At 45.7% G+C, this 26,577-nt stretch carries 25 protein-coding genes, 1 tRNA gene and 2 pseudogenes; 6 read left to right on the forward strand and 22 right to left on the reverse strand.

The features are described 5' to 3' along the window. Positions 1-565: 565 nt before the first annotated feature. From ATB78_RS26545 to ATB78_RS26610, 14 genes are all read right to left on the reverse strand, one after another. Positions 566-1,720, reverse strand: a complete 1,155-nt coding sequence (locus ATB78_RS26545) for a flagellin (protein ID WP_039986898.1) — start codon at positions 1,718-1,720, stop codon at positions 566-568. Positions 1,721-2,169: 449 nt separating this feature from the next. Beyond that, positions 2,170-3,360, reverse strand: coding sequence for a flagellar hook-associated protein FlgL (flgL, locus tag ATB78_RS26550; protein WP_061011031.1), 1,191 nt, complete (start codon positions 3,358-3,360; stop codon positions 2,170-2,172). A 12-nt stretch (positions 3,361-3,372) separates the two neighbouring features. After that, complete coding sequence (flgK, locus tag ATB78_RS26555; protein ID WP_061011032.1) at positions 3,373-5,286, reverse strand: flagellar hook-associated protein FlgK; 1,914 nt, start codon at positions 5,284-5,286, stop codon at positions 3,373-3,375. A gap of 166 nt (positions 5,287-5,452) precedes the next feature. After that, positions 5,453-6,379 (reverse strand): flagellar assembly peptidoglycan hydrolase FlgJ, encoded by a 927-nt coding sequence (gene flgJ, locus ATB78_RS26560; protein WP_061011033.1) that lies wholly within the window; start codon positions 6,377-6,379, stop codon positions 5,453-5,455. Positions 6,380-6,397: 18 nt separating this feature from the next. After that, positions 6,398-7,489, reverse strand: coding sequence for a flagellar basal body P-ring protein FlgI (locus tag ATB78_RS26565; protein ID WP_005425633.1), 1,092 nt, complete (start codon positions 7,487-7,489; stop codon positions 6,398-6,400). A gap of 44 nt (positions 7,490-7,533) precedes the next feature. Further along, complete coding sequence (flgH, locus tag ATB78_RS26570) at positions 7,534-8,313, reverse strand: flagellar basal body L-ring protein FlgH (RefSeq protein WP_005425645.1); 780 nt, start codon at positions 8,311-8,313, stop codon at positions 7,534-7,536. Positions 8,314-8,343: 30 nt separating this feature from the next. After that, on the reverse strand, positions 8,344-9,132 hold the full coding sequence (gene flgG / locus ATB78_RS26575) for a flagellar basal-body rod protein FlgG (RefSeq protein ID WP_005425600.1): 789 nt from the start codon (positions 9,130-9,132) through the stop codon (positions 8,344-8,346). 18 nt (positions 9,133-9,150) lie between these two features. Beyond that, the gene (locus tag ATB78_RS26580) at positions 9,151-9,900 is read right to left on the reverse strand and encodes a flagellar basal body rod protein FlgF (protein WP_038896397.1); all 750 of its coding nucleotides are present in this window, start codon (positions 9,898-9,900) and stop codon (positions 9,151-9,153) included. A gap of 315 nt (positions 9,901-10,215) precedes the next feature. Next, on the reverse strand, positions 10,216-11,529 hold the full coding sequence (gene flgE, locus ATB78_RS26585; protein WP_061011034.1) for a flagellar hook protein FlgE: 1,314 nt from the start codon (positions 11,527-11,529) through the stop codon (positions 10,216-10,218). A gap of 32 nt (positions 11,530-11,561) precedes the next feature. After that, a complete protein-coding gene (flgD, locus tag ATB78_RS26590) occupies positions 11,562-12,269 on the reverse strand; it encodes a flagellar hook assembly protein FlgD (RefSeq protein ID WP_005425626.1) in 708 nt (235 codons plus the stop codon). A 17-nt stretch (positions 12,270-12,286) separates the two neighbouring features. Then, the gene (gene flgC, locus ATB78_RS26595; RefSeq protein WP_005425613.1) at positions 12,287-12,700 is read right to left on the reverse strand and encodes a flagellar basal body rod protein FlgC; all 414 of its coding nucleotides are present in this window, start codon (positions 12,698-12,700) and stop codon (positions 12,287-12,289) included. 5 nt (positions 12,701-12,705) lie between these two features. After that, complete coding sequence (gene flgB, locus ATB78_RS26600; RefSeq protein ID WP_005425594.1) at positions 12,706-13,101, reverse strand: flagellar basal body rod protein FlgB; 396 nt, start codon at positions 13,099-13,101, stop codon at positions 12,706-12,708. A 344-nt stretch (positions 13,102-13,445) separates the two neighbouring features. After that, on the reverse strand, positions 13,446-14,273 hold the full coding sequence (locus tag ATB78_RS26605) for a protein-glutamate O-methyltransferase (protein ID WP_005438646.1): 828 nt from the start codon (positions 14,271-14,273) through the stop codon (positions 13,446-13,448). Positions 14,274-14,284: 11 nt separating this feature from the next. After that, positions 14,285-15,211, reverse strand: coding sequence for a chemotaxis protein CheV (locus ATB78_RS26610; protein ID WP_005425637.1), 927 nt, complete (start codon positions 15,209-15,211; stop codon positions 14,285-14,287). 76 nt (positions 15,212-15,287) lie between these two features. Here ATB78_RS26610 and flgA point away from each other — a divergent pair, with 76 nt between their 5' ends. From flgA to flgN, 3 genes are all read left to right on the forward strand, one after another. Then, positions 15,288-16,034, forward strand: a complete 747-nt coding sequence (gene flgA, locus ATB78_RS26615; RefSeq protein WP_005438643.1) for a flagellar basal body P-ring formation chaperone FlgA — start codon at positions 15,288-15,290, stop codon at positions 16,032-16,034. A 115-nt stretch (positions 16,035-16,149) separates the two neighbouring features. After that, complete coding sequence (gene flgM, locus ATB78_RS26620) at positions 16,150-16,464, forward strand: flagellar biosynthesis anti-sigma factor FlgM (RefSeq protein ID WP_005425628.1); 315 nt, start codon at positions 16,150-16,152, stop codon at positions 16,462-16,464. Between the two features lie 26 nt (positions 16,465-16,490). Next, positions 16,491-16,916 (forward strand): flagellar export chaperone FlgN, encoded by a 426-nt coding sequence (gene flgN / locus ATB78_RS26625; protein WP_005438640.1) that lies wholly within the window; start codon positions 16,491-16,493, stop codon positions 16,914-16,916. 209 nt (positions 16,917-17,125) lie between these two features. On the opposite strand, the gene flgP is transcribed toward flgN, so the two are convergent. Beyond that, the gene (flgP, locus tag ATB78_RS26630) at positions 17,126-17,557 is read right to left on the reverse strand and encodes a flagellar assembly lipoprotein FlgP (RefSeq protein ID WP_005438638.1); all 432 of its coding nucleotides are present in this window, start codon (positions 17,555-17,557) and stop codon (positions 17,126-17,128) included. A 9-nt stretch (positions 17,558-17,566) separates the two neighbouring features. Continuing rightward, positions 17,567-18,205, reverse strand: coding sequence for a FlgO family outer membrane protein (locus ATB78_RS26635; protein ID WP_005425606.1), 639 nt, complete (start codon positions 18,203-18,205; stop codon positions 17,567-17,569). A 172-nt stretch (positions 18,206-18,377) separates the two neighbouring features. Between ATB78_RS26635 and ATB78_RS26640 the strand changes: the two genes are divergently transcribed. The 3 genes from ATB78_RS26640 to ATB78_RS26650 all read left to right on the forward strand — a co-directional run bounded on the left by ATB78_RS26640 (position 18,378) and on the right by ATB78_RS26650 (position 21,840). After that, the gene (locus ATB78_RS26640; protein ID WP_061011035.1) at positions 18,378-19,511 is read left to right on the forward strand and encodes a flagellar assembly protein FlgT; all 1,134 of its coding nucleotides are present in this window, start codon (positions 18,378-18,380) and stop codon (positions 19,509-19,511) included. Between the two features lie 68 nt (positions 19,512-19,579). Then, positions 19,580-19,656 (forward strand) — tRNA-Arg (locus ATB78_RS26645). A 414-nt stretch (positions 19,657-20,070) separates the two neighbouring features. Beyond that, positions 20,071-21,840, forward strand: a complete 1,770-nt coding sequence (locus tag ATB78_RS26650) for an AAA family ATPase (RefSeq protein ID WP_061011036.1) — start codon at positions 20,071-20,073, stop codon at positions 21,838-21,840. A gap of 13 nt (positions 21,841-21,853) precedes the next feature. On the opposite strand, the gene ATB78_RS29915 is transcribed toward ATB78_RS26650, so the two are convergent. The 6 genes and pseudogenes from ATB78_RS29915 to ATB78_RS26670 all read right to left on the reverse strand — a co-directional run. Next, a complete protein-coding gene (locus tag ATB78_RS29915) occupies positions 21,854-22,012 on the reverse strand; it encodes a hypothetical protein (protein ID WP_179947024.1) in 159 nt (52 codons plus the stop codon). A gap of 30 nt (positions 22,013-22,042) precedes the next feature. Beyond that, a pseudogene (locus ATB78_RS30180) lies at positions 22,043-22,248 on the reverse strand (hypothetical protein). Positions 22,249-22,462: 214 nt separating this feature from the next. Beyond that, positions 22,463-22,969 carry a hypothetical protein gene (locus ATB78_RS26655; RefSeq protein WP_027726697.1) on the reverse strand — a complete coding sequence of 169 codons (507 nt, stop codon included), beginning with the start codon at positions 22,967-22,969 and terminating at the stop codon, positions 22,463-22,465. A gap of 198 nt (positions 22,970-23,167) precedes the next feature. Continuing rightward, positions 23,168-24,124, reverse strand: a complete 957-nt coding sequence (locus ATB78_RS26660; protein ID WP_005438630.1) for an OmpA family protein — start codon at positions 24,122-24,124, stop codon at positions 23,168-23,170. 604 nt (positions 24,125-24,728) lie between these two features. Continuing rightward, positions 24,729-26,156: a glutamate--tRNA ligase gene (gltX, locus tag ATB78_RS26665; protein ID WP_061011037.1), complete on the reverse strand. Its 1,428-nt coding sequence runs from the start codon at positions 26,154-26,156 to the stop codon at positions 24,729-24,731. 179 nt (positions 26,157-26,335) lie between these two features. After that, positions 26,336-26,577 (reverse strand): annotated as a pseudogene (locus ATB78_RS26670) (IS5/IS1182 family transposase); the annotation flags it as partial.

A 26,577-nucleotide genomic window follows, 5' to 3' on the forward strand; every position in this document is an offset into this window, starting at 1 on the left:
AACGCTGAGCGGTCATCGCTGATACGTTTGTGTTTACATTCACTGCCATGGTGATTTCTCCAATTGATTTTCCGATGTAGCGGTTTCCGACGTCTCGGAAAACCAAGTAGTTCTCTCAAAGTTACTTCTATTAACGACTCGGATTTCAGAAGCTTTAGAAAAAAATCAAAAAAAGTGAATTTGTGAGATTTGGCTAGAAAAATGAGAGAAAAGTAGAAAAAAAGCCTCAAGTTTCTGCAGCTTAAGCCGAGCGCTCTAAATTGAGCAAAGAACAACCAGAAATATCTAGAAAGCAGTGAGTTAGATGAAAGAAAGGAATGTTTTATCTGGGAGATAGAAAAGAAAAAGCCCCTTTTCCTTTGAGAGAACTGGGGCTAGGTTGGTAGCCAGAGCCTATGTGGAGATCAAGAGAAATGAACACATAACCGGCACACCGGGTGCAACTTTACATTGAAAATGATTGGCAGGTGAGAGATGAGAGAGCCGCACATTCTATTATAAAGTTGCTTGCCATAAGCCTGCATTCCCATCCACGTCTGAATGTATTGAATACAGGCTAGGTAAACTACTGCAATAGTGACATCGCAGAGTTTGGCAACTGTTTCGCTTGAGCAAGAATCGAAGTACCTGCTTGTTGCAAAATTTGAGCTTTGGTCATTTGCGTCGTTTCTTTCGCAAAGTCCGTATCTTTAATTCGGCTGTTCGATGCATCAACGTTTTCTTGGATGTTTGCCAAGTTATTGATGCTGTGGCTTAGACGGTTCTGTTTCGCACCAAGGTCAGCACGTTGTGAATCAACATACTTAAGCGCTGAATCCAGTACAGAAATCGCGTTCTGAGAACCTTGCACGGTTGTCATATCGATATCTTGCACTGATGTACGTACCGCTTCATCACTTAGACCTAGATCCGATGCTAGACCACCAGAGATTGAAATCTCGCCTTGAACGTTCGGGTGCGCAACAAACACTTGTAGTTTGCCGTCTTCACTTACCGATGCATTGATCATATCAGATTGGCCGTTGATGTACGTTGCCAACTCTTCAATATCATCGCCTGTTTTTGCGTTGATGTTGATTTCTAGATCGTCAGGGTTGCCGTCTTCGTCTTCACCCATGCCTGGAAGCGTGATTTTTAGATCCGCTTTAGTTGGATCCACGCCCCAATCTTTGTCTTTGCCATTCTCAGAGAAGAACGTCACACCGCCCATACGCTGGTCATCCGCACGGATGCTCGTTAGCGCCATGATCATCGCTTCACCAGAGCTTGAACCGATTTGGAATGCCGCTTCACCGAACGAACCGTTCAATAGACGACGACCACCAAATGATGTTGTTTCTGCGATACGGTTTAGTTCATCCGTCAACGCAGATGATTCTTCATTGATCGCTTGGCGCTCTGCTGGAGAGTTAGTACCGTTCGAAGATTGAATCGCCAAGTCACGCATACGCTGCATGACTGACGTCGCTTCGTTCATCGCCCCTTCTGCCGTTTGGGCAATAGAGATACCGTCGTTCGCGTTGCGCATTGCCACATCAAGACCACGAGACTGCGCGGTTAGACGGTTGGAGATCTGCAGACCTGCTGCATCGTCTTTTGCACTGTTAATCTTGTGACCAGATGATAGACGTTCCATCGAGGTGTTTAGCTCGTTGCTCGCCTTGTTTAAATAACGCTGCGCGGTCATCGCGGAGACGTTAGTACTAACTGTTACAGCCATTTTGCTCTCCTGTTGAGTTCGCAAGCTTTTGCGAAGCGGCCAGCTTTACTCTCATTTGGATAAGCACTGACCGTAAAAAATTACTTGCTAAATCTGCCTTATGGCAGGGTTTAGAATCTCGTAAATCTGTTCTGACAACATCAATACAATTTGTGTGCCAACTTGTTTCAAACTATTTGTTCTTTTTATAATGAACAAATAAACAACAAGTTATAGGGCATACGGGACACGAGCCTTGCCTTACTCATATTTTGTTGTGTTGCCGAATCGCTGTTTCTTTATTGCCGCCTAGATTACCGTTGGTCTGATTGCCGCTTTCGGTCAAATCATGCCGCTTGGCTCGCATTACTCGGTATTTTTCGTTGATTTCTCGCACTTAAGGCTTGGCACATAAGGCATTAAAATCGAACGGTTGAAATACCGAGCTCACCGCATAAACGGTAGGCGCATCAAATATAGTTAAACAACGTCAGGTCTTTGGTTTTACCAAATGCCTGTTGTGAGGCTTGCAACGCGCGTGAGTTCTCACTGAACTCAATCACTGCCTTGGAGTAATCCAAGTCCTCAAAATTGCTCTTCGCTTTCGCCAGAGACAAATTAAAATCTTCGTGGTTTTGCTCTTGAATATCGAGCGTGCTCAACTTAGCACCCAAGTCGGTTCTGACTTTGTTCATGTGAACAAACGCCGCTTGGAATTCTTCCGTCATTTGATGCAGCTTTGCTGTCGCCGACGCGTCAGATACTGAGCTTTCCGACCACTGCATGGTTTCTTTGAATGCATCAAAAACACTGAAGGTTTGGCGCGGCTCTAGCGTAATGCTATCCCCTGCGGAAACCTGCCCTTTCAGCTGAATGTTGACGCCTTCGTATTGGATGCCGTCAATTGGCGAGTAGTCATCGACTTGTACGATGCTGCCATCTTTTTCCAATTGGTAACCAAACTTGCCGTTACTCATGTCCACAAAGGTCACTTTGTAGTTTGAGTTATCTTCTGACGCACTCGTTGCTTGACCAAGCAACAGCTCAGAACCTTCTTGTAAATCGTATTGCGGCTCGAAATCACCAAACGGGTTTGGGATCTCCGAAAACAGATGATTACCCGGATAGTTGATGCCGAGCTCAATGTTGCTGGCGATCTTCATCTTGCGTTGGTAATCGTCACCGGTATAAACCACGCTGCCATCGTAATCACGAAAGAAAGGCTGCGATTTTGGCTTCGTACCAGCAAACACGTAGTTGCCCGATTCGTCTTGCGTATTCACTAACGCCAAGAAGTTGTTTGCAATCTCTTCCAGTTCGCGCTTTTTCGCCGCACGGTCTTCCGGAGAAAACGCACCGTTGATCATTTCCATCGAGATGCGTTTCGACTCATCAGTAAATTGCTCAGCGTTGGCAATCACCACTTCTTGGTTTTCTAGTCGGTTACGAACCAGAACAATGGCATCAAGGTATTGTTTTAACTGCTCTTCTTGTTGACCAATACTCTGAATATAGTGCGTCGCAAGTGGATCATCACTCGGCTTGGTCAACTGTTTACCAGAAGCAAGCTGCTCCTGATTATGGTGAACTTTGTTTTCCTGTCGGCGCAGGTCGTTCTGCACTGACTGGTAGTTATGGAAGCTAGAAATTCGCGTTAACATCTAAGGCCTCCTTTATCGCAACTGCAAGATGGTGTTGAAGGTGTCATTTGCTGCCTGCATCACACGAGAAGAGGCCATATACGCCTGTTGGAACTTCATCATGTTTGCCGCTTCTTCATCGAGGTTTACCCCCGATATCGATGCCACGCGCTCTTGTGCCGCCTCACTCTCTAACTGAGCAACATCGGCGAGTCGACTTGCGGTCGACGTTTTCAAACCCACATCGGTGTTCAAGTTGAAGTACAAGCTCATGATCGTCGATTCATTGCCGTTCATCTTCTTGTCGGTTTGAATGTTTTGCATCTTGCGCAAGTTGCCGTTGTCACCTTCAGATGGCACTAGGTTCGCGGTAAATTTATCGTTCGCTAATGCGCCCGCACTTAACTCAAATACTGTCGCCCCGCCGTTTTTATAAGCGGGATGATTGCTCGGTAAACTGACCGAAACCGGTCCGGTCGGTGGATATGGCTGGGGCGCCATGATTACGTTGCCTTTGGTATCGGTTACCGCAAATTGGTCTCCAGTTGGAGAAACAACCACTTCAAATTCACGTAAGTCACCCGCATCAACAATCTCAAATTTGGCATTACCTTGAGCAAACGTCGTCGACGCCTCATAACTTTGCGCTGCAATCGCTTTTGGATCAGTGGTTTCAACTTTCATTTGCGCTGCGCTACTACGGGTAGGACGAAGCAACACATGCTCACCGACTTTAGGCTCATTACGCACTTCAACCCGCATTCCGTCGATGTAGAGCGCATTACCAGCATCAGTATTAAGCTTAACGGTTTCACCATTTGGCTTAGTCACGGCGTAGCTGTCGCCATCGTAGCGTAATGAGTATTCGCCACCTTTCAGCGCGCTGATATCATTGATGTAAACCGCCATATCAGCCGTCGATTGAGGGCCTGCAACGACACGAGATTTTGCTAGTCGTTCTGAGTTCACATCGGTAAACAATGGGTCACCCACATTACCGTAGTGATCCAAGCCTTGCGATTGCAGATGGTTTACTTCACTAGAAAACGCCGTCGCTAAGCGGCCAAGCTCATCCATCACTTGTGGAATGTGCTCGTCACGCATCTTAAGTAACGCGGCAATTTTGCCGTCTATATCGTCTGATTTGATGGCTTTAATGCCACCACCTTCAACCATAGCGAGGCGACGTTGATGAACATCTGGTGAGCCATCAATCATCTTCAATTGGCTGGCTTCTGTTCCCGAAACAAGGGTGTGTCCATTCCCGATATGGACATTAAAACCTTCCGAATTTTTACGTGGCGTTACCGTCACCTTGGTGTATTCAGAAAGTTCTTTGATCAGTTTTTCATGTTGGTCCATCAAGTCGTTATGAGGACCAGGAGTACGCATCATCAATCGATGAACATCGCGGATCTCAACAGCAAGTTGGTTCACGCGTTCAATGCCCATATCCAGTGATTTATTGGCCACATCGGATTGCTGACGCACAGTTTCATGAAATTCGTTTAGGGTATCGCTGAGTAACTTGGCTTTTTCCAACACGACTTTGCGCGCCCCCATGTCATTTGGGGTATCCGCCATGGTTTTTACCGCATCAAACCATTCGTTCATGTTTTCTGGGATTTTTTTCGATGCCACCGAGGACAACATGCTTGAGAGCAGATCGAGGTTCTTCTCGTTATCAAGCTTACTGGCGTAATTCGTGGTGGAAAGGTTTAGCTCTTTAACGGCAAACTCATCCCAAGAGCGGCGAACATTTTCCACATGCACGCCCATGCCGTAAGTTGACCCACCAAATTGACGCGGATCGTTGGTGCCTTGGATAACAGACTGACGACTGTAACCCTCTGTATTCGCATTAGAAATGTTATGACCAGTCGTATTCAACTGTCGCTGAGCGGTAAGCACACTTTGTGTACCTACATTCAACAAATCTGACGCCATACATGCCCCCAAAAACGAAATAAAATCGGTATTGACCGATCACCTAGTTAGCAATTAGCAAAAGGTGTGCCAGTTTAGGAAAGAAAGAGAAAGCACGAAAAAAGAAAGGCTTGCACTGTGGCAAGCCTTCTCAAAATGTCTATCAAGCATCGGTAATCGGATTGAATTACATACTCTCGATTTTTTGTTTTACCTGCAGCACTTTGTCTGCGTAGCTTGGGTCAGTTGCGTACCCTGCGCTGTGAATTCCACGAATGAAGGATTCAGAATCACCACCTTGCTGAAGAGCAGTCTCGTAGCGCGGGTTCTCATTCAAGAAGCGAACGTAGTCGTTAAAACTATCTTGGTAATTGGAGTAAGAACGGAATGCCGCCGTCTCTTTCACAGGTGTATTGTCGTGGAACTCTAGCGTTTGAGTCGTCACTTTATCACCCTGCCAACTACGGTCAGCTTTAATGTTAAACAGGTTGTTGCTGCTGCCACGTGCGTTCTTAACGACTTTTTGCCCCCAACCAGTTTCTAGCGCGGCTTGAGCCAATAGTAGTGAAGGTTCAACACCCAAGGCTTTTGCTGCACGGTCTGCGTATGGCTTCATTGAATTAACAAAAGACTCTGGCGAATCAAAACGTGATGGTTCTGAACCCGGTCGCGATAGCTGACCTGATTCAATCAAGCGCTGCTCGATTTCACGTGCTTTCTTCGGATCCACACGACGGTATTCCACAGCATTGTTTGCTGCATCGCGCATAGCTGTTTCAGCCTTGTCGTCGCCTTGCCCAACCGTCAACTGCTTAACAATCATGTCAGCCAAGCCCATCGAACCCGATGCACTCAAGTTACTCGCCATTTGCTCATCCAGCATTTGACGGTAGAACTTTTCGTTTTGGCTGTTCATTAAGTTTGACTCAAAGCCTTCGTTCGCTTCGCGCATCGACTTCAACATCATCGAAGTAAAGATCGATTCAAACTGGCGAGCGGCCGCTTGCAATGCTTCACGCTCACCATCTTTGCCCTCTTTCACCGCTTTCTGACGAAGGGTATCAAGGGAACTGATGTCATGAATAAAGCCGATATCGTTAGGATTGTTAACCATGGTTTCTCTCCTAATCGATTAGATGATGATCAGCTGGCCTTCAATGGCACCAGCTTGTTTCAATGCTTGCAGAATCGCCATCAAATCCGACGGAGCTGCACCGACTTCATTCACTGCACGGACTAGGTCATCTAGTGTCAAACCCGGTTCGAACTTGAACATCTTGCCTTTCTCTTCATTCACTTCGATATCAGAGTCCGGCACAACCACAGTTTGGCCACCAGAGAAACCGTTTGGTTGACTCACATTGAGGTTTTCTTTGATTGCTACCGTCATACCACCGTGCGTCACTGCCGCAGGTTTCAGGCGAACATGTTTGCCGACCACAATGGTACCAGTACGAGAGTTCACAATGATTTTCGCCGCGCCATCTGCAGGGTCGAACTCTAGGTTTTCGATTGCCGATAAGAAGGCAACACGTTGGCTCACATCACGTGGAGCACGGACACGAACAGACGTCGCGTCAACCGCACTGGCCATTTGAGGACCAAGGAAATTATTCACCGCATCCGCCATACGTTGCGCAGTGGTAAAGTCAGAATCAAGCAGGTTGAATGTGATGTAGTCACCACGTCCGAATGGGTTTGGAATTTCACGCTCTACGGTTGCACCGCTTGAAATAAGACCAACCGTTGGGTTGTTGCCCACGATTTTAGAACCATCAGCACCTTCTGCACTGAAACCACTCACGACTAAGTTACCTTGTGCGACAGCGTACACTTGGCCGTCTAGACCTTTTAGGAAGGTTTGTAGCAAGGTGCCACCACGCAAGCTTTTTGCACTGCCGATCGAAGAGACCGTAACGTCTACTTGCTGACCCGGTTTTGAAAATGGCGGCAAAGTTGCCGTCACCATAACCGCGGCAACGTTCTTAATTTTTGGTTTGGTACCCGGCGGCATTTGAATGCCGAAGTTTTGCAGCATTGCCGCGAAGCTTTGTTCTGTAAACGGGTTTGATTCACCCGTACCCGGTAAGCCTGAAACCAAGCCATAACCCACAAGTTGGTTGCTACGCACACCAGCCACTTGCGCCACGTCTTTGATACGTGCGGCTTGGGCTGTGGTTGCAAATAGCGCAACGCTCAACAGTGCTAATAGGATTCTTTTCATGCTTACTCAATCTCTTGCAGTCAATTTGCCGTCATTTCGACGTCTTACAGGGCTACATTAAAGAATCGTGCCAAGAAACCTGGCTCTTGCATATCTTGTGGTGAGCCTGTGCCAGAGTATTGGATTCTTGCGTTAGATACGCGATTTGACGCAATAGTATTGTCGAAATTGATGTCATCAGGGCGAATTGTGCCACTTAGACGAATGTACTCATCACCCGTATTCAGCGTCATCCACTTCTCACCGCGGATCACTAGGTTGCCGTTTGCCAGCACCTCAATCACCTCTACCGTGATGTAACCGCTGATGCTGTTGCTTTGCTTAGCCGAAGAGTCGCCGGCAAAGGTGTTGGTGTTGTTCAGATCGTACGAGAAGTTGTATTTGCCGCCAATTTGCAGCTCTTGACCACCGACAGACAGAGGTTCCATCTTCGCATCGTTGGTTTTTGATAGATCGGCGTTGGCACTCTTAGTCGCACGAGTCGTTTCGTCGAGTGTTACGGTAATGATGTCGCCGATGCCACGTGGTTTAGAATCGTCGTATAGGTCGGTAATGTGCTCGGTGCTAAACAAAGAGCCCGTTGCTGCCGCATAGTGCTCTGGTTTTTGTTTAGGGTGAATCGGTGCCCATGCCGGATCGCCTGCCACCGGATCGGTTCTGCCGCGCAAAGTATCAATGATGCCGCTGCTCTCTTCTTTCGACTTATCGCCTTCAACCGCATCCACCACCGTTGTCGCTTGGCTGACTTCGTCGGTTTCAATCGGCTCTAGCATCGCACAACCAGACATGGTTGTGATAAGTGCAAGTAGACAAATACGTTTCATCATTGGCTCCCTAAATCCCGATCTTAGTGATTACAACTGCTGGTTAACGAAGCTCATCATCTTGTCGACCGATGAGATTACTTTTGAGTTCATTTCGTACACGCGTTGAGCTTCGATCATGTTGACCAGCTCTTCTGTTACGTTCACGTTAGATGCTTCCAGCATGGATTGACGAATTTCACCTAAACCATCAAGACCAGGGACACCTTCTTGTGGGTCACCGCTTGCGCCAGTTGGCAAGTAAAGGTTCTGACCGATCGGTTCAAGACCACCAGGGTTTACAAAATCAGTAATGGTTAGCTGACCAACTACAACGTTGTTTTGCTCACCACGAATACGCACAGAGACTTCACCGTCTGTACCAACCGTGATAGAAATTGCATCTTCAGGAATCACAATCTCCGGCTCTACTGGGTAGCCAGAGCCAGAAGTCACTAACGTACCTTCACCATCTAGCGTGAACTGACCGTTACGGGTGTAACCGATGTTGCCGTCTGGCAAAGTCACTTGGAAGAAGCCATCGCCTTCCACCATCATATCGAGTGCGTTAGTGGTGGTTTGCGCGTTACCGTGCGTGTGCACTTTTTGCGTCGCAACCACTTTAGAGCCGGCACCCAGCATCAAACCACTTGGCAGTTCCGTGTTCTGAGAAGATTGGCCGCCTGGCTGGTTGATGTTTTGGTAGAACAAATCTTCAAATACCGCACGGCTCTTTTTGTAACCTACGGTTGAAGCGTTCGCCAAGTTGTTCGAAATCGTTGCGATGTTGGTCTGTTGGGCGTCTAGACCTGTTTTACTTACCCATAGTGCTGGATGCATTGTGAACCTCTAACTCAGTTAACTCATACGAAGCAATGAATCTGAAGACTTATCCATCTCTTCAGCGGTGCTCATCATTTTGACCTGCATTTCAAACTGACGTTGAAGGTCAATCAGAGCGGTCATTTCACCTACGGCATTCACGTTACTACCTTCAATAGCACCAGTTTGGATGCTGATAGAGCCGTCTGCTTCGTAAGGCTGGTTTGGAGTTTTATGGCGAAATAAGCCATTGGTATCTTTAAACAAGTTTTGATCGTCTGTGCGTACAAGCTTGATACGATCAACCACTTCTAATTCTTCAGCCGGCGCACCTTGAGGCAGTACAGAGATGGTGCCGTCACGACCGATTTCGATTTTGGAGACTGGGATTGGCAAGGTGATTGGCGCATCGTTTTCGCCCAACACCACATGACCACTTGCATTCGTTAATAAGCCGTTTTGATCCACTTTTAGGTTACCGTTACGCGTCAAACCTTCTTTGCCAGTTTGGTCCATAACAGAAATCCAGCCGTTGCCTTCTACCGTAATATCGAGGTCACGACCAGTTGTGATCACACTGCCTTGCGCAAAGTTGTGTCCTGGACGTTCTGTCATACTGAATACACGTGAAGGCAAACCTTCACCATAAGCTTGCATAGAGCGAGCTTGTGCTAAGTCAGCGCGGAAGCCAGTTGTACTCACGTTTGCCAGGTTGTTGGCACGCAATTGCAGGGCCTGCATATTTTGCTTGGCGCCGCTCATTGCGAGAAACAGTGCGCGATCCATAAATTACTCCAAAAGTTCTCTGTACAAGGGAGTAAAAGCAATAGTTATGCCAACATTAAAATAATGTTATTAATCAAAAGCTTGAATATAAATTGAGAGTTTTCAGATGGCAATTCAGGATGAATCAGCCAAGAGAGAGGCAATGTTTTGATCCGCCTAGCGGCAACAGCGGCAAGCCAGAGATCAAAGCATGCCCAACCTGAACTGAGGTATTTTCAGGTTGAGCACCAGATGAATGTCATGATGTCATCAAACGATACGGCAAGTGCACGCAGCGTTTGATTAAGCAGATGATAAAGCTATCTAACGAGCGCTCTAACGAATCTGCAGGATATTTTGTTGTAGCTGGTTGTGTACTTCTAGCGCACGTGAGTTCGCTTGGAAGTTACGCTGAGCAGAGATCAGATCCACCAGCTCCTGAGTCATATCAATGTTTGATTGCTCTAGCATACCGTTGTTGATAGTACCGAAAGAGCCTTTGTTTGATTCACCCCAGATCTTGTCACCAGAGAACTGAGTTGAATCCCATTGAGTGCCGCCTTTCTTATCCAGACCTTGCTCGTTTGGAACACGTACTAGCGCCACACGACCCAATGTTACGTTTTCACCGTTTGAGTAAGTACCCAATACGCTGCCGTTTTCATCAAAGTCTACTTTAGTCAGGAAACCCGTTGTCGCGCCATCTTCATCGAACTTAGTCAGTTCAAATGGTGCAGCAAACTGAGTCGCTGAGCCTAAACCAAAGTTAAGTGTTTGCGCAGGATCCGCACCGTTTAAATCCACTGGGTTAGTGTTTGTCGCAGGATCGCCCAACGCTACCGATGTGATTGGCTGACCGTTGTTTAGGCTTGCCAATGTACCATCGTTGTTGAACTTCATCGTGTGACCAACGTGACCCGTTGGCGTTGCAGCATCACCGTTAGCAACGTTCAATGGCTTCTCACCGCCTTTGTCTGTCACTGTGTAGTAAGTTTGCCACGTGTTCGGCTGAGTTTGGTCTTTCAAGTAGTAAGTCGTTAGCTTGTAAGACTGACCCATCGAGTCATAAATCGTTGAAGAAGTCGAACGGTTGTATGTATCTGGATCTGAGAAATCAAACTGAGTCGGATCTTTCAAATCACCATTAGCCGGTAAGTTCACACCCACTTCAATGTTCGCAGTTTGCTTTGGCTTACCAAATTCTGCAGGAATATTGATTGGTTGTGGCTCGTAAGATGAAAACTCACCAGATTCTGGGTTTACTTGGTAACCAAGTAGGAACTCATCGTTCGCCGTTACCATGTAGTTTTCTTTGTTCAAATGGAACGCACCGTTACGTGTCATTTCATTTTGCTGTGGGATAAGGCGATCTTTCGCTACTGCGAAGAAACCTGTACCCGACACACGCAAATCCATTGGGTTGTTGGTGTAAATGCTTGAACCTTCGTGGAACTGTTGCGCCACTTGGTTCGCTTGCGCACCGCCACCCGGAGTGGTTTTTGCGTTAGTGAACAAAGAGTTTGAGTACACATCGCTGAATTCCGCACGAGACTCTTTAAAGCCGTACGTGTTGGCGTTCGCAATGTTGTTACTGGTGGTGTTCAAATCCAGTTGAGCGGAGGACAAACCGCTTAAAGATACATATGACATTCCAAAATCTCCTAACCTGACGCGCTATTGAATTACGCTTTGCCGACTTCCAATACTTCTGCAAGTCGAACTGGCGATTCAAAACCTGCCAGATTGAGTAATACGTTTCCGTCGCCCTTACCTAGCAATACACTGTTCACGTTCGCGTAAGTAGACACTGGGAACTCTTGCGACTCCCCATCTACCAAGCCAGACGCTTTCACATTGTATTTGCCAGCAGGCATTGGATTTCCGTTTTCATCATTACCGTCCCAAAGCACACGAGTGTCGCCGGCTGGTTTCGCACCTACCTCAAAAGTACGCACCAATTGGCCCGCTTCGTTTTCCACTCGAACAAACAGATTGTCGAGAGGTTGTGCAAGCTTAACCATTGCCGCCATTGTTGCATTGTCTTGCTTTACACCCGCCGCGCCTGGGACCAACACGTCACGACCAACCAAAGAGGAAGCTTGTAACGCTTGGTTTGATGTCATTGACGAGTTCAAACTCTCGAACTGAGAGTTCATCTTGCCGATGCCATCTACGGTCGCAAATGACGCCATTTGCGCAATCATCTGGTCATTACCTACCGGCTTAAAAGGGTCCTGTTGAGACAATTGCTTCGTGAGCAAAGATAGGAAGTCTTCCTGTTTCAGGTCCTGCTTACCTGTGCTCTCTTCAGTCTTCTTGTTCTCTTGTAGGCTCTTAAGCTGGTCGATATAGGACAAGCCGCTTTGACCAACGTTGTTAATTCCGGCCATACGCTACCTCCTTATCCTTATTGACCCATCTGCAGCGTACGCAGCAGCATTTGTTTACTAGAATCCGCCACTTGCACATTGGTTTGGTATGCGCGAGAAGCCGAAATCATGTTTGCCATTTCTTCCATTACATTCACGTTAGGCTTGTAGATGTAGCCTTCGTCGTTTGCAAGGGGATGGTCTGGGTTGTACTCCGCATTCAGCGGTTTATCGCTTTCTACAATACCCATCACTTTCACTGGCACCGTATCACCGCCACGCATGGCGTTACTTAACTCAGCACCAAATACAGCATGACGCGCTTTGTAAGTGTCTTTCGCAGAGCTGCTGACACTGTCGGCGTTCGCCAAGTTGCTTGAGGTAGTATTCAGACGAACGGATTCAGCGCTCATTGCGGAACCTGTCACATTGAAAACGTTAAATAAGCTCATCTAAATTATTCCCCTTTGATTGCTTTGGTTAAGTTCTTGAATTTGCTGCCTAGAAAGTCGAGTGATGCTTGGTGTCTGATTTGGTTTTGCATAAACAAGTTACGCTCTAAATCCAAATCTACCGTGTTGCCATCGCCCGTATCTGGTTGCGTAGGAAGACGATATAGTTTGTCCCCGACCAACGTCGTAGTGGCAGGAATGTGCCGACCATCTGTGCGGCTCAGACCAATGCTTGCCCCAGATGTTGCCGCCTGCAATTCCTTAGCAAAATCTAAACCTCTTGATTTGTAGCCAGGCGTGTTCGCTTGCGCGATGTTGGTGGAAATCACCTCCGCGTTGCGCTCACGTACGCCCACCGTGTATTGGTGGATGCCTAGTGCGTTGTCAAAAGATATAGCCATGTTTGCCTCTACATTAAGAACTGACCGTTATTAATAACTAAAAAGCAATTAGCGTGCCAAAAATAGAACATGCCGTTTTGCCGCTTCAGTTATCGAGGTAATGGATTGCAATAAGCAAGCCAAAGTGATTGATGAAATGTCATATCGAGCCAAGTAATCAGCTCAGCTCACTAAAAAATATACACCCGATGCCTGCCCATAGGCAAAAATGACGCTGGCTTTTACAGCAGAGAGGGAAAAAAGGAAGCAAGAATGAAACGAGAAAAGTGGGAGAAAAAAGAAAAGCCTGACACAAAGGTCAGGCTTTTGAAGTGGTTAAAAGAGTCCGCTATTTTAGCTTGTCGCTACTTTAACTTGTAAATAATACCTGGGTTGCAGCGCACCATCTCAAACTTGTCTGTCAAACCCGTCAGTGATTCTGACGCACCCAGCAGTAGGTAACCGCCCGGGTTTAGGCTGTTTGCCATTTGGTTCAGTACTTTCGATTTCATCTCTGGTGAGAAGTAAATCAGTACGTTACGACAGAAAATGATGTCGAACTTACCCATTAACGCGTAGCTCTCCATCAAGTTTTGTGGACGGAAGTTCACTAGGCGTTTTACGTTGTCTTTCACTTTCATGCGGCCATCGCCTGCATCTTCAAAGAAGGTGCGACGACGCTCAGGTGAAAGACCACGACCCAAAGCAAGATTATCGTAAACACCCGCACGGCACATATCCAACATACTTGCTGAAATATCCGTCGCGGTGATCGACACGCTTGGCAATAAACCTGGCTTACGCTGCTGCGTTTCCAGAATAGTCATTGCCATTGAGTAAGGTTCTTGGCCTGAAGAGCTCGCAGCCGACCAAATTTTGATTGGTCGCTTGTTTGCCGCCATCTCCGGCAACAGTTTGTCAGCTAATACCGTGAACGGATAAGTATCTCGGAACCACAATGTTTCGTTAGTCGTCATCGCATCAACAGCGGCAATGCGTAGTTCACGATTGCGGCCTGTCACGACATCACGTAGCAAATCCGACAGCGACGCCAGCTTGAACTTTGTCACAAGCGGGCTCAGTCGGCTGCGCACTAGGTATTGTTTACTGTCACCTAATACGATGCCACATTGTGATTCTAGAAAACGGCTAAAGTCACGATACTCTTGATCACTGATTGTAATAGCAGTCATTAATGTCTCTTTTATTGTGTTAATGCAGATTTAACCGCGTTACCCAATTCATCTGGGTTAAATTTCGCAATGAAGGTGTTTGCACCTACGCGCTCAACCATCGCTTGGTTGAAGACGCCACTCAATGAGGAGTGCAGGATAACATAAAGGTTCTTCAAATCTGCATTTCGGCGAATTTCGGCCGTTAGTGTGTAGCCATCCATCTCTGGCATTTCGATATCTGAAATGACCAAAGAAATCTGATCGTAGATGCTACCTTCTTGTGCCATTTCAAGCAGCTTATTGTACGCTTCTTTACCATCTTTCACAGAGACAACTTCAAAACCGATTGAAGTAATTGCACGCTCAACCTGTTTACGCGCTACCGTCGAGTCATCTGCGATCAATACGCGACGCACGATTGGCTTCTCTTGTTCAGCAACTGCGATCTCTTCGCCGATGCTTGAATCCATGGTTTCGTCTACTGGTGCAATCTCTGCCAAGATTTTCTCAACGTCCAGAATTTCCACTAGCTCGTTGTCGATGTTTGTTACCGCTGTTAGGTAGTGCGCTTTACCAGCACCATCAGGCGGCGGCAAAATCGCTTCCCAGTGCATGTTAATAATGCGCTCAACCGAAGACACCAAAAACGCTTGGATAGTACGGTTGAATTCAGCAATCACAACAAAACATTTATCGATATCTGTCGTTGGACGGCCACCGATTGCCAAACTTAAGTCAATCACTGACACGGTATGGCCACGGATATGAGCGACACCTTTCACTAGCGGGTGTAGGTTTGGCATCGAAGTCAGCTTAGGGCACTGTAGTACTTCTTTTACTTTGAATACGTTAATGCCGTAGCGCTGTCGTCCCATCAACCGAAAAGTGAGTAGTTCCAATCGGTTTTGGCCGACGAGTTGCGTACGCTGATTCACCGAGTCAAGAATCCCCGTCATATGCTCATCTCCATCTCAAACTTTTTGTTTTTAAATGATACTCTACGACTGGCAGGCATAATACCAGAGAAACAGTATGGCGTATCATAATATGAATTCAACACCATTTACTATGACAATATGTAGAGCGTTATTTACAAAGTACGCTAAGTCTATCGGCATTTTGCTCAGTATGTTTAGCTTTTTTGTTCATTCAGCAACGGAAAGTCAGATCGAGCAAATCCGAACCGCCGCCGAGCAGCACATTCTTAGCACGGTAGAGCAACCAGCGGGAGGAAATTTGTCTGTCAATGCGGCAAATATTGATCCACGTATCAAAGCCACCGATTGCCCAGAGCCCCTTGATACATCTGCATCTTCAACCAGTAGCACACGCAGTAACATCAACGTATTGGTTGAATGCCCCGTCGATGACTGGAAGGTTTATGTTCCTGTGAGGATCTCAGCATCGGTTCCGATGATCGTTTCAACACGTCAACTCGGCCGTGGTGAGATCATCAGTGCTTCTGATGTGACGACTTCAATGATCGAATTACAGCGTTTTCGTAAAGATGGTTTTAGCAATATGGATCAAGTGATCGGTTCAAAGCTAAAACGTAACGTTCGTCTTGGCGATGTTGTAGAACGCAATGATGTCTGCGTGGTATGCCGCAATGAGAAAGTCACGATCAAAGCCGTAAAATCGGGTATGACGATCACCACGCAGGGCACGGCATTACAGGATGGATCCGCTGGAGATCAAGTAAGAGTGAAAAATGATAAGTCCCAACGTATAATAGAAGGAATTGTGACAGGCATTGCGGAAATCACCATCACCTTCTAGGGTTGGTTGGTGTACGGCAAATCGATCAATAAAAATGCAAAAAATCACTAAAGTTATTTTGCCCTTGGTCGATAGTCTGGATACCAGTATTACGATACGAGTTTAAGGTTGAAACATGGCAGGAATAGATAATATACGTTCAGGTCAGATGATGACGACGACAAGTCGCGCACCTGCACGAACGGATTCTAGTGCAACCAGCACAACGGAATCAAAAAAAGCGCCAGCACAACAAGACGCGGTATCACTAAGCCAACAAGGTAAAGCAGTCAGCAAACTCCAGAAGGATATGGCAGCTTCTCCGGCTTATGACAGCGCAAAAGTGGCGGCAATCAAAGAAGCAATTGCAAACGGTTCATACAAAGTTGACCCAGAGAAACTGGCGGACAACATGATCAAGTTTGAAAACGAATTGCAAGGCAAAAGCTAACTGACTTAGGCCCAAGGTAAGAATTCATGGCAGCATTAGTCGATCTTGTTAACTTCCAGCTAGAAAATGCAAAAGCACTTTCTGGTGTGTTACGTCAAGAAACACAGGCGATCAGCGCACGTGTGTCTACTGAGATCGAGAAACTTGCCAAAGAAAAGATGACACTCATTGGTCAATTAAGAACAACTGACCAGCGAATCGCCTCTCACCCGCACGTCAATCAACTTACCGAAGATGCAAACCTAAGTCAGGTTGTCGCACAGATCCAATCTATCATTCTCGATTGTCAGCAAGTAAACCAAATGAACGGTGAATCGCTCAATCGTGCTCAATCCAGTTTCAATAAACTTAACAACATGCTTCAGCGTACCCACGGTAAGGTCGGCATGACCTACAATGCCGGCGGCAAAACGCACACCATTTCTACTCTAGGCACTAACATTAAAGCCTAACTCTTTGAGAGCATCCCACAACAGCCCTATTGACGTTGTCTTTTAGCCAGTGACTCTCTTCCCCAAAACACAGCCAAAACGTAACCCAAACCTAACGTTCATAAAACTCTCGCGTACAAAGCTCATACGTATAAAGCTCACACGTATAAAAAAGCGACCGATTGTTGCCAACCCGTCGCTCAAATAGATTATCTGTTTGTGAAGTTGTATTAGAACAAGGTCTGCTGACGCTTCTCAGGCACCTGTTGTACTTCACCGTAGTCACGCAGTTTATCCATCTTACGGATATCCAAGCGCAACTCTGTCACATAGCTGTCTTCTACCAAGTAACTGCGCACGACTTCTGCACCTCGAATAACGCCATCGACCGCGCCCGATGTGCTTTCAATGCCTAGACGTTGATCAGCAAGCTCTGCACGCCCACTCACTCGCATACCATACACTTGCTCAGCAAGTTCACGGTAGGCATCAATCTTAGACGCACGCATTGCACGAACACGTTTCTCTTCGACAGTACGGCCAGTTTGCTCACTTACGCTTGCATAACCCACCGCCAACAAAATCTCATCTTGGCGCATCTGCTGTAGAGGCTGACATCCCACCAGCACCAATGTTGCGATAATAAATAATAACTTCTTCATGCTAGTTTCCTACGGGCGGAGAATCACAGTGTATGGCTGACGAATAGTAGGGTCAGAACGAATAAGCACGCCATCTTGGGTGCGGATGCTGTTCAGCGTATCCAAATCACGACCAATACGATCCGCAGGTAAGAAACCTTGCGCCGTTGCAACTACGATGCGGCTCTGCATGCCTACAACACGAGCATTCACTAACACACCACCTTCTTGGCGAAGCATAGTGCCTGTCAGCACGTACTGGATCTCTTGCTCTTGTGCCAGATCTTGCCAATCACGGCTCAGTGCGAAATCGCCTTGCTGAGTCACTTGGATTGAACCTGTGGTTTTGAAATCCACGACTTTAAAGCCACGGCGTTGGAATTGGTGAATAAACCCTTCCGATACCGAGTTACCAAGCCAGTTGGTTGCATCCATGTTTTGCAGATCGACAAAAGAAGTAATCGCAATCGGTGTACGCGACGATACTGCAACGTTCGAAACCATCAGCTCTTCCGTCATGCTCTCAATGAAATAGTCCATCGTATGACGTGGACTGTCCATCAGCATGAATTGGCTGCCAGAATACGGTTCTTTACCATTGTAAATTGGTGAGTACGCGCACGATGTTAAAAGCGTCATCATCGATGCGGCAACAAGCCATCTTTTCATGGTTTGATTCTCCAGATAATCTTAGGTGTTACTGCTCTTTTTCGACTTCATTTCAATAAAACGTAATCTTGGAACAGTCTTTGCTTTTCTTCTATTTGTCGAACGAAAGAAAAGCCCACCAAACTTCACTGAAATTGGTAAAGCAATATTTATACCCGAACGGTTACTAACAATGAAAAAATTATTTTTTAGCCTAATATCAATCACTTTTATATTGATGACGCCATTTCGTGCGGCTGCATCTTGGTATGAAGTGACAGGCGTTGCCACCATCGTTTCTTCTGAAGAAGCGGCAAGGCTGCATGCGTTGGAAGACGCGCTCTTCAAGGCTGTCAACTTTTCGGGCGCAGACATTGGCAGCATCAGTAACTTGATGCCATTGCTGGAAGAAAGCCGCAAAGAGTACCAATTCACCAACCATGAAGTACGTTACATCCTGGTCGAATCAGAGCGTAAACGCAGCGGCAAGGTGGAAATGAGGATCCGAGTGGACATTTATCCATCGGCAACGGGTTGCCACGTGGATCAATACAAGAAGACGATCTTAGTCGGTAACATCGACGTCGCTTCTCCTCAACAAGCCGTCATGGGCCAAATCTACAATGTTGGTGATGACTTTAGCCACGTGGTCAATCGTCAGCTTGATCAAACCTCACGCAGTTTTGTGTCTGTTGGTACTACCGATTACTCCATCAGTGCTAATTACCCAGAGCGCACTAAGATGATCGCACAAGACAACGGCGCGCAATACATCATCGGCGGCGTCATTACCGACTTGACCGCTACGATCGATGCCAAGCTGCTTAAAGACGACGTTATCAACCGCCAGTTTGCGATGGAGATGAAAGTCTTCGACGGAAAAACAGGCCACGAGGTTTACCACAAGAACTACCGCGAAGTGGCGAAGTGGCCATTTGCTAAAACCAGCCAAGTCGATACTCGCAGTGCTCGTTTCTGGGCATCAACTTACGGTGAGATGATGCTGCGCGTTAGCCGCAACATTATGTTGGATTTGGAATCAGAGCTGTCTTGTAAAATTACGCTGCCAGAGGTCGTTGCTGTATTTGGCAATACTGTAACCATGGATCTTGGCCGTATGCACGGCGTACAAGAGGGTGACCAGCTGCAATTGTGGCACACAGCGTCTTTCATCGACCAAAACGGCTTACCGCGTAATAAGGTCTCTCAGAGCGATATTACCCTAAGAGTAACTCGTGTTTACGAACACGAAGCGGAGCTGACTATTGAACAGCCAAACCTTGCCTCTAGTGTGCAAATTGGCGACGTAATGAACAAGATGCTTTAGCAACGCGTATAAAGCTTTGCGATATGCCTACTTTTGAATATCATAGGCAACGCATCTTATTTGATTACGCCCCCATGGCACAGCTGGATAGCGCAGTCCCCTCCTAAGGGACAGGTCGTAGGTTCGAATCCTACTGGGGGCGCCACTCATCGCCTTAGCTTAGTTTATTTAAGCTAAGGCTTTTTTATATACGCCCACAAAATGCCCACACCAATCGATTACTATTTTATGTTTCACAATCGAAAGCGTAGCTAGTATGACAAAGAATGAGCATTGTTCTATTAAATGAGCGAGCAAATCGTTTGTCTGACAAAGGCCATTAAATTGAAGAAGTAACTCAGTAACTGGGCATAGGAACTTGAACATTTTGTGGCAGGTTGATACTCAACTTTACCTCTAAAAACAACATCTCAAACACAAAATAGCTGACGAATCAAAAAGTACTATAGTTCAGAAACTTAAGAATAATAGTTCTACACATGAATATTCTGATGCGGTTTTATTATGACAATTGTATGATAGTAGACCAGTTTCTTATTGTTAGTTATATCAGGTAGTAATGGAAATCATCAAATCTATACAAATTAGAAAGTTCCGCTCTCTAAAATCTGTTACAAAGCAGCTTAATGTAAGTGATTTAAATATCTTTGTCGGTCAAAACGATCAAGGTAAGTCTAATGTACTCAGAGCATTAAATTTGTTCTTCAATGATCAAACAGATTTAGGTTCAAAATTTCGATTTAATGAGGACTACTGTTTTCACTCTAACAAAGGCAAAGGAACTCGACACGAGGTAAGGATTGACCTTTTCATTGATCCACCCAAGCACAGATTCAAACATGCTAAGCCACTACAATGGACCAAAAAGTGGAAGCAAGATGGCTCTGTAGTTGAACAGCGGAAGTATGTTGAAACTGGAAAAGATCTATCCCAAAAGGATAATGTCTATAAATGGTTGGATAAAATCAGATATCGCTATATCCCTGCTGTTAAAGGGCAAGACTATTTCTCAAGCCTTATGGGAGAACTCCACGATGTACTAAACGAAGCCCATGAAGATATCCTGAATTCTCAGGGAGAAGATTTTATCACAGGAATTCAAGAGATAACTTCTGACATAACACGTGATTTAAATAGCCAAATAGGTATTGAAAACACGATTCAGGTTCCTTCTGATTTCCGTCAGCTATTCTCTAACTTGGATTTTGGTGTAAAGCTTAATGGTAACACCTACCATTTAAAACAGAGAGGGGATGGCATTAAAATTAGGCACATCCCAATAATCCTGAAATACATGTCAGATCGAGAGAAAAATATCTCCCGAAACGGATATGTAAAGCCCGATACAATATGGGGGTTTGAAGAGCCAGAGAATAACCTTGAGCTAAAGTATGCATTTGATTTAGCTGAGGAGTTCAGAACATACTCTAAAGATATTCAAATATTCCTTACAACTCACTCCCCGGCATTTTACGCTCTTGACAAAACAGATGAAGACGGTGTGACAACATTTTTCATATCTCAAGGTTCCGATGAATGTACTTCAGTAAAAAAGGTCACGCATGATGATACAGAAGAGATCCATAGTACTATGGGGTTACTACCTCTAATCACGCCATATTTAAGTGAAATCTATGAACAACAGAAAGAGATAGCAAAGTTAAAAGAAGACATCGCAGCTATAAAACCAGATATCGAGCACGTTATTCTTACAGAAGATACTGACATCCAAAGTTTAAAAGTCTTAATGGCAACTAACGGCTGTAATGTTGAAAAAACTGAGTTTGTTTCTTACCTCGGTGCGGGGCAAGTTGGCGCGGCGATCACCATTGGCAAATACATCAGAGACAAAATGCCAGAAGTTAATATTCTAATTCATCGTGACCGAGATTACCTAGAAGACCATGCTATTTCCAACATAAAAGCCAAAGTAACTAAAAATCAAATGCAATTCTATGTTCCTGATGGTGTTGATGTTGAGTCGGAGTATTTATGCCCTCACCATATAAACAGCCTCTGGCCTGTTCTAGGAATTGAAAAAATCGAAGAGTTAATTGCAGAAGCGACAACAGACTCTGAGGAGGACTCTGTAGATCGACTCATTGAAGAGTCATACAAAACAGGGAAATTCACAAAAGACGGGAACGCTAAGAGAGTACGCAGACTTCAAGCTCAATATAAATCAAACAAAAAACGCTTTAGATATGGAAAAAAAGTAGCAGGAGTGCTCTCATCAAAGCTACAAAAAGAGCTGAAACGCAACGCTAACATCTACCAGCCTTCAGAGTTTATTAAGAAAGAAGAACTACTTGAGTTCTTCTCGTCTTAAAAAGTAAAAGCCCTCACGATTGAGGGCTTTTACTTTTTAAACGGGTCAAACGCTCATCCATCTTTTCCATCATTAGGCGCAGCCACTTCACATCAGTTTTTAACGTAACGCCTACGTCCCCATAGAATAAAGTACTCACCGCAGCTACAATAACCGTCTGGTACTCAGCCATTAATTAAACTCATTCATTTCGAATTATCTCTCATAGACCAAGTAAGTTCGGAGCTGCCAAAGCAATCAAACCACCCATTTGCACACCTTCTCTGGTTTAGCGCTTACGGTTAATAGTTCAGGATGCCCCTCTGCTAATGCGACACCTGCACTAATGAGAACAAGACCTTTCTTCGTCGACGGCTGTTTCAAATCTATTTTCGTGGTTTTAGCTCCTAACCGTTGATGCGCTTCCAGATATAAGCGCTAATTAAAGCGGCCTGAACCGCAACCTCCAAACGTTGCATTGCTTCTTGTTTGGTCATGGAAGTGCTCCCCCTCCTAAGGGACAGGTCGTAGGTTCGAATCCTACTGGGGGCGCCATTCATAGCCTTAGCTTAGTTTATTTAAGCTAAGGCTTTTTTATGTCTTTTGATCAGAGAAAGGAAAACAAGAGAAGCTAACCGCATCGCTATTTGAGGTCGATGCTGTTGAGACGCCCCATAAAGGTCAAGATTTCGAGGTTATCTTTGTGTGCATCAAGCAAGGCTTTTTTGGTTTGCATATAAGCCGCAAGCTTGCCGTACTTGTTGATGGACCGCACCACCGTTTTGTACTTGTATTCGCCGGCGTCATTAAACTCACGCCACTTTGCAATATAACAAGTGTCACGGTTGTCTGGATCATCCAGCGTCGGATTTGGTTTGTGGACTATCTTAGGCTCCACACTGTGTGGCAACCGCGTCATTAAGTACGGGTCTTTCAATAGTCTCCGCCAAAACTTCCCCCACATCTCACGCCCGAGCTCATTACGCAGTTTGATGGCCTTCTTTAGACCTCTCTTTTCTCCAATGCGCACGAATCCGACGGAACGATGCAAAACAGTATCTTCCGGTGTGTGGATATGAATCTTAAAGGCTGTCTTGCCTTTTGAAATGAAGCGGTGTCCAGTATTTGTAATTAAATTGCTCTTAGACATAGTGCTAACTAATAACTCTATTAATAGCTAAAAGGGTAAGCAAAACTCATAGATAATTAAAGTAATAAAATACAAAACTGTAAATAGCATCAGTGTTGATTCTTTTTTGAAACATCTAAATTCAGATGTAAAAAAGCCCCAAAGAGCGAACTCTTTGGGGCATTCAGCGCTTAAGGCTTCTAACGGTCAGATAGGAGCTTATTGCTGAACTTGGTATTCGAACTCAGGAACAACAACTTCTACGCGACGGTTTTGTTCACGGCCTTCACGAGTCTCGTTTGAAGCGATTGGGTTGTTTTCACCTTCGCCACGAGCGTGAATGCGATCTGCGTCGATGCCTTTTTCTACAAGAGCGTTAGCTACAGATTCAGCACGCTTCTCAGAAACTTTTTGGTTGTAAGCCGCTGGGCCTGAAGTATCTGTGTAACCAATTACGTCAACGTTCGCTTGTGGGTACTCGTTTAGGAATGCTACTAGATCGTCTAGTTTCGCAGCGCTCTCTGGTTTAAGAGTAGTGCTGTTTAGCGCGAAGCTACCAGTACCGATTGTTTGAGTTTCGAAAGTCTTAGTTACTACTACTGGAGCAACTTCTTCTACAACCACTTCTTCAACTACTGGCTCTTCTTCTACAACAACTTCGTCGTTACCGCCGAATTTGAATGCAACGCCTAGAGTTGCAGAGTTGCCCATTGCTTTCACTGAATCGTTGCTGATGTCAGTGATTGTTTGGTATTCCGCACGTGCTGTTACGTTTTCGCTGATGTTGAATTCAAGACCAGCTGCACCTAGGTAAGAGTAGTCATCTTTACCGTCGTTCATCATTAGGTAAGCACCACCCACTTTACCGTAAAGTGCGATGTCTTCTGTGATTGGTAGGCTGAACTTAGGAGCAAGAGTGATTGCTTCTACGTGACCACCGAAAGAAGTTTGGTCGAAGTCACCTAGGTTGTCGAAACCAGCTTCTACTGAGAAGTAGTCATTCATTTCGTAACCAACAAAAGCACCTAGAGTAGAGCCATCTTTGTCACAAGCTTGACCAGCTACACAAGCGTCTTCCATCCAAGACTTACCCATCTTACCGCCCACGTATACTTCTGCGTGTGCTGCTGAAGCCATAAGTAAAGAAGCTGAAATTACCGCTGCTAGTTTTTTCATTATTGATTCCTCTAAAAGAAGTTCTCTTGTTCGTAACGAAATGCGCCGCCTGACTGACGTTGTATTTCAATTCTTTTATTCAGTTCCTTTGAGTTTGATACCGAAGTAACTTCCGACTGTTTGCATAAAAGTCACTTGGGTATGCCTCCTGGTCAGTGGTGCATATCGCTCCCTCACTGACGGCGAGCACTATAACTCCAAGAAATCCCGAGACAAATCCCAAAACTGTCAATTTAGTGTCATCGAAAAGCATGACTTAATGTGATCTAGAGCACTCTAAAGCGAGCTGCGACAATGACGCAAACGTTTGCTCGACATTTCGAAAAAGAATAGGTAAAGCAAATTAACTTCTCATTAATGAGACGATAAATGGGGAACTTTATGGATTGTGTTTTTAATTCAGAGAGATATTTCGTATGAAACAAGCAAATACGCATTTGCAAAGGTTATATTTGGATAAGTAAAACTTATCAATTTTTGAGCAACTTGATGATAAAAGAGACACAAAGGACAACCGACCTTGGTGAAATTAGGCCGTTTTCCTAGCAGAAGATACAAAAAAGCCGCGAAGTTTATCGCGGCTTTTGACTATTTATTCAGGCAATTATGCATTTGCTTCACGCTCAGCGATGAACTCAAGTGCCATCTTAATGCGAGCAACACAGCGCTCTTTGCCAATCAGTTCCATTACTGCGTCTACAGAAGGAGACTGACCGCCACCTGTTACTGCTACGCGCAGTGGCATACCGATTTTGCCCATGCCAATTTCTAGCTCTTCACATACTGCTGCGATAACGCCATCTTTGATGTTCGCTGTCGTCCACTCAGTCAGTGCTTCTGCTTTCGCTAGAGCAAGCTCTAGAGGCTCTTTAGCAACGCCGCGTAGGTGTTTCTTCGCCGCGCCCGCTTCAAACTCAGCAAAGTCTTCGTAGAAGTAACGGATTTGCTCAGCTAGCTCAACTAGCGTGTTGCAACGCTCACCCACTAGCTTGATCACTTCAATGATAGCTGGGCCGTTTGTTACGTCTAGTTTTTGTTGATCTAGGTGCCATTGTAGGTGCTGTGCAACGTACGCTGGATCTGAGTTCTTGATATAGTGGTTGTTCAACCATTGCAGTTTGTCAGTGTTGAATGCTGACGCTGATTTAGATACTGCGTTTAGGCTAAATAGGTTGATCATCTCTTCTTGAGTGAAGATTTCTTGATCACCATGAGACCAACCAAGACGCACTAGGTAGTTGTTTAGTGCTGCAGGTAGGTAACCCATATCACGGTATTGCATTACTGATACAGCGCCGTGACGCTTAGACAGTTTCGCACCGTCATCACCTAGGATCATTGCACAGTGTGCGAATGTTGGTACTGGCGCACCTAGTGCTTCGTAGATGTTGATCTGACGAGGCGTGTTGTTGATGTGGTCTTCACCGCGCACTACGTGAGTGATGCCCATATCCCAGTCGTCAACCACTACACAGAAGTTGTACGTTGGCGAACCGTCAGTACGACGGATGATCAGATCATCCATTTGTGTGTTGCTGATTTCGATACGGCCACGGATTTGGTCATCAAATACTACGCTGCCTTCTTTCGGGTTACGGAAACGGATAACACATGGATCGCCATCTTTTGCCGCTTCGTTTGCCGCTTTGATCTTTGGATGGTTCGCATCGTAACGAGGCATTTCTTTGTTTGCTTCTTGCTCTGCACGAACTTCGTCTAGCAGCTCTTTAGATGCGTAACATTTGTATGCTTTGTCTTCTTCTAGAAGCTTATCAACCATCTCGTTGTAACGATCAAAACGTTGAGTTTGGAAGTAAGGACCTTCGTTCCACTCAAGACCTAGCCATTCCATGCCTTCTAGGATCGCATCAACCGCTTCCTGAGAGTTACGCTCAAGGTCAGTATCTTCGATACGTAGAACGAATTCACCACCTTGGTTTTTAGCGTATAGCCAAGAGTAAAGTGCAGTACGCGCACCACCAACGTGTAGGTAGCCAGTTGGGCTAGGAGCAAAACGAGTTTTAACCGTCATCAGAGTTCCTTAGGGGTAATGAGCAACGAGAGGGCTCTCGTTGTAATATCAAGGATAAAAGTGGCGACATTTTACCACCGTAAGTCGATTCTACAATCCTTCCGTGTGGTTTAACGCCATAAATAGGCTTTGTTGCTTAATTCGGTGGGAAGACATGGCAGCCTAAAGTTGTTCAGTTCTTAAGCAATATACTGAGTTTCAGGCATACCAAGTCCTGTAAGCTTGTTCAGCGCTTTGATCATTGCGTAAGTCTCGCCAACCTGAGCATTGTAATTTCTTAGGCTTAATTTCCCACCTAGCAGCTGTTTTACTCGGTACATTGCTGTCTCTGATAGTGAGCGCTTGTGATAGCCATACCGCTTTTTCCACTTCTTGTTGGAGCCGTAGAGCTTTTGACAACCTACTGCTAAATTGCGAGGGT

This window comes from Vibrio sp. CUB2, assembly GCF_001557945.1.
In the GTDB taxonomy this organism is placed as follows: Bacteria; Pseudomonadota; Gammaproteobacteria; order Enterobacterales; family Vibrionaceae; genus Vibrio; species Vibrio owensii.

Bases quoted from the DNA above. Each gene is read 5' to 3' on its own strand.
- flgC (WP_005425613.1), bottom strand. From the start codon at position 12,700: ATGAGCTTATTTAACGTTTTCAATGTGACAGGTTCCGCAATGAGCGCT.
- flgL (WP_061011031.1), bottom strand. From the start codon at position 3,360: ATGTTAACGCGAATTTCTAGCTTCCATAACTACCAGTCAGTGCAGAAC.
- flgE (WP_061011034.1), bottom strand. From the start codon at position 11,529: ATGTCATATGTATCTTTAAGCGGTTTGTCCTCCGCTCAACTGGATTTG.
- ATB78_RS29915 (WP_179947024.1), bottom strand. From the start codon at position 22,012: ATGGCTGAGTACCAGACGGTTATTGTAGCTGCGGTGAGTACTTTATTC.
- flgG (WP_005425600.1), bottom strand. From the start codon at position 9,132: ATGCATCCAGCACTATGGGTAAGTAAAACAGGTCTAGACGCCCAACAG.
- flgJ (WP_061011033.1), bottom strand. From the start codon at position 6,379: ATGGTTAACAATCCTAACGATATCGGCTTTATTCATGACATCAGTTCC.
- flgM (WP_005425628.1), top strand. From the start codon at position 16,150: ATGGCAGGAATAGATAATATACGTTCAGGTCAGATGATGACGACGACA.
- ATB78_RS26580 (WP_038896397.1), bottom strand. From the start codon at position 9,900: ATGGATCGCGCACTGTTTCTCGCAATGAGCGGCGCCAAGCAAAATATG.
- ATB78_RS26660 (WP_005438630.1), bottom strand. From the start codon at position 24,124: ATGAAAAAACTAGCAGCGGTAATTTCAGCTTCTTTACTTATGGCTTCA.
- flgA (WP_005438643.1), top strand. From the start codon at position 15,288: ATGGCGTATCATAATATGAATTCAACACCATTTACTATGACAATATGT.
- ATB78_RS26640 (WP_061011035.1), top strand. From the start codon at position 18,378: ATGAAAAAATTATTTTTTAGCCTAATATCAATCACTTTTATATTGATG.
- flgP (WP_005438638.1), bottom strand. From the start codon at position 17,557: ATGAAGAAGTTATTATTTATTATCGCAACATTGGTGCTGGTGGGATGT.
- ATB78_RS26565 (WP_005425633.1), bottom strand. From the start codon at position 7,489: ATGAAAAGAATCCTATTAGCACTGTTGAGCGTTGCGCTATTTGCAACC.
- ATB78_RS26605 (WP_005438646.1), bottom strand. From the start codon at position 14,273: ATGACTGCTATTACAATCAGTGATCAAGAGTATCGTGACTTTAGCCGT.
- flgH (WP_005425645.1), bottom strand. From the start codon at position 8,313: ATGAAACGTATTTGTCTACTTGCACTTATCACAACCATGTCTGGTTGT.
- flgN (WP_005438640.1), top strand. From the start codon at position 16,491: ATGGCAGCATTAGTCGATCTTGTTAACTTCCAGCTAGAAAATGCAAAA.
- ATB78_RS26545 (WP_039986898.1), bottom strand. From the start codon at position 1,720: ATGGCTGTAACAGTTAGTACTAACGTCTCCGCGATGACCGCGCAGCGT.
- ATB78_RS26610 (WP_005425637.1), bottom strand. From the start codon at position 15,211: ATGACGGGGATTCTTGACTCGGTGAATCAGCGTACGCAACTCGTCGGC.
- ATB78_RS26635 (WP_005425606.1), bottom strand. From the start codon at position 18,205: ATGAAAAGATGGCTTGTTGCCGCATCGATGATGACGCTTTTAACATCG.
- gltX (WP_061011037.1), bottom strand. From the start codon at position 26,156: ATGACGGTTAAAACTCGTTTTGCTCCTAGCCCAACTGGCTACCTACAC.
- flgK (WP_061011032.1), bottom strand. From the start codon at position 5,286: ATGGCGTCAGATTTGTTGAATGTAGGTACACAAAGTGTGCTTACCGCT.
- flgB (WP_005425594.1), bottom strand. From the start codon at position 13,101: ATGGCTATATCTTTTGACAACGCACTAGGCATCCACCAATACACGGTG.
- ATB78_RS26650 (WP_061011036.1), top strand. From the start codon at position 20,071: ATGGAAATCATCAAATCTATACAAATTAGAAAGTTCCGCTCTCTAAAA.
- flgD (WP_005425626.1), bottom strand. From the start codon at position 12,269: ATGGCCGGAATTAACAACGTTGGTCAAAGCGGCTTGTCCTATATCGAC.
- ATB78_RS26655 (WP_027726697.1), bottom strand. From the start codon at position 22,969: ATGTCTAAGAGCAATTTAATTACAAATACTGGACACCGCTTCATTTCA.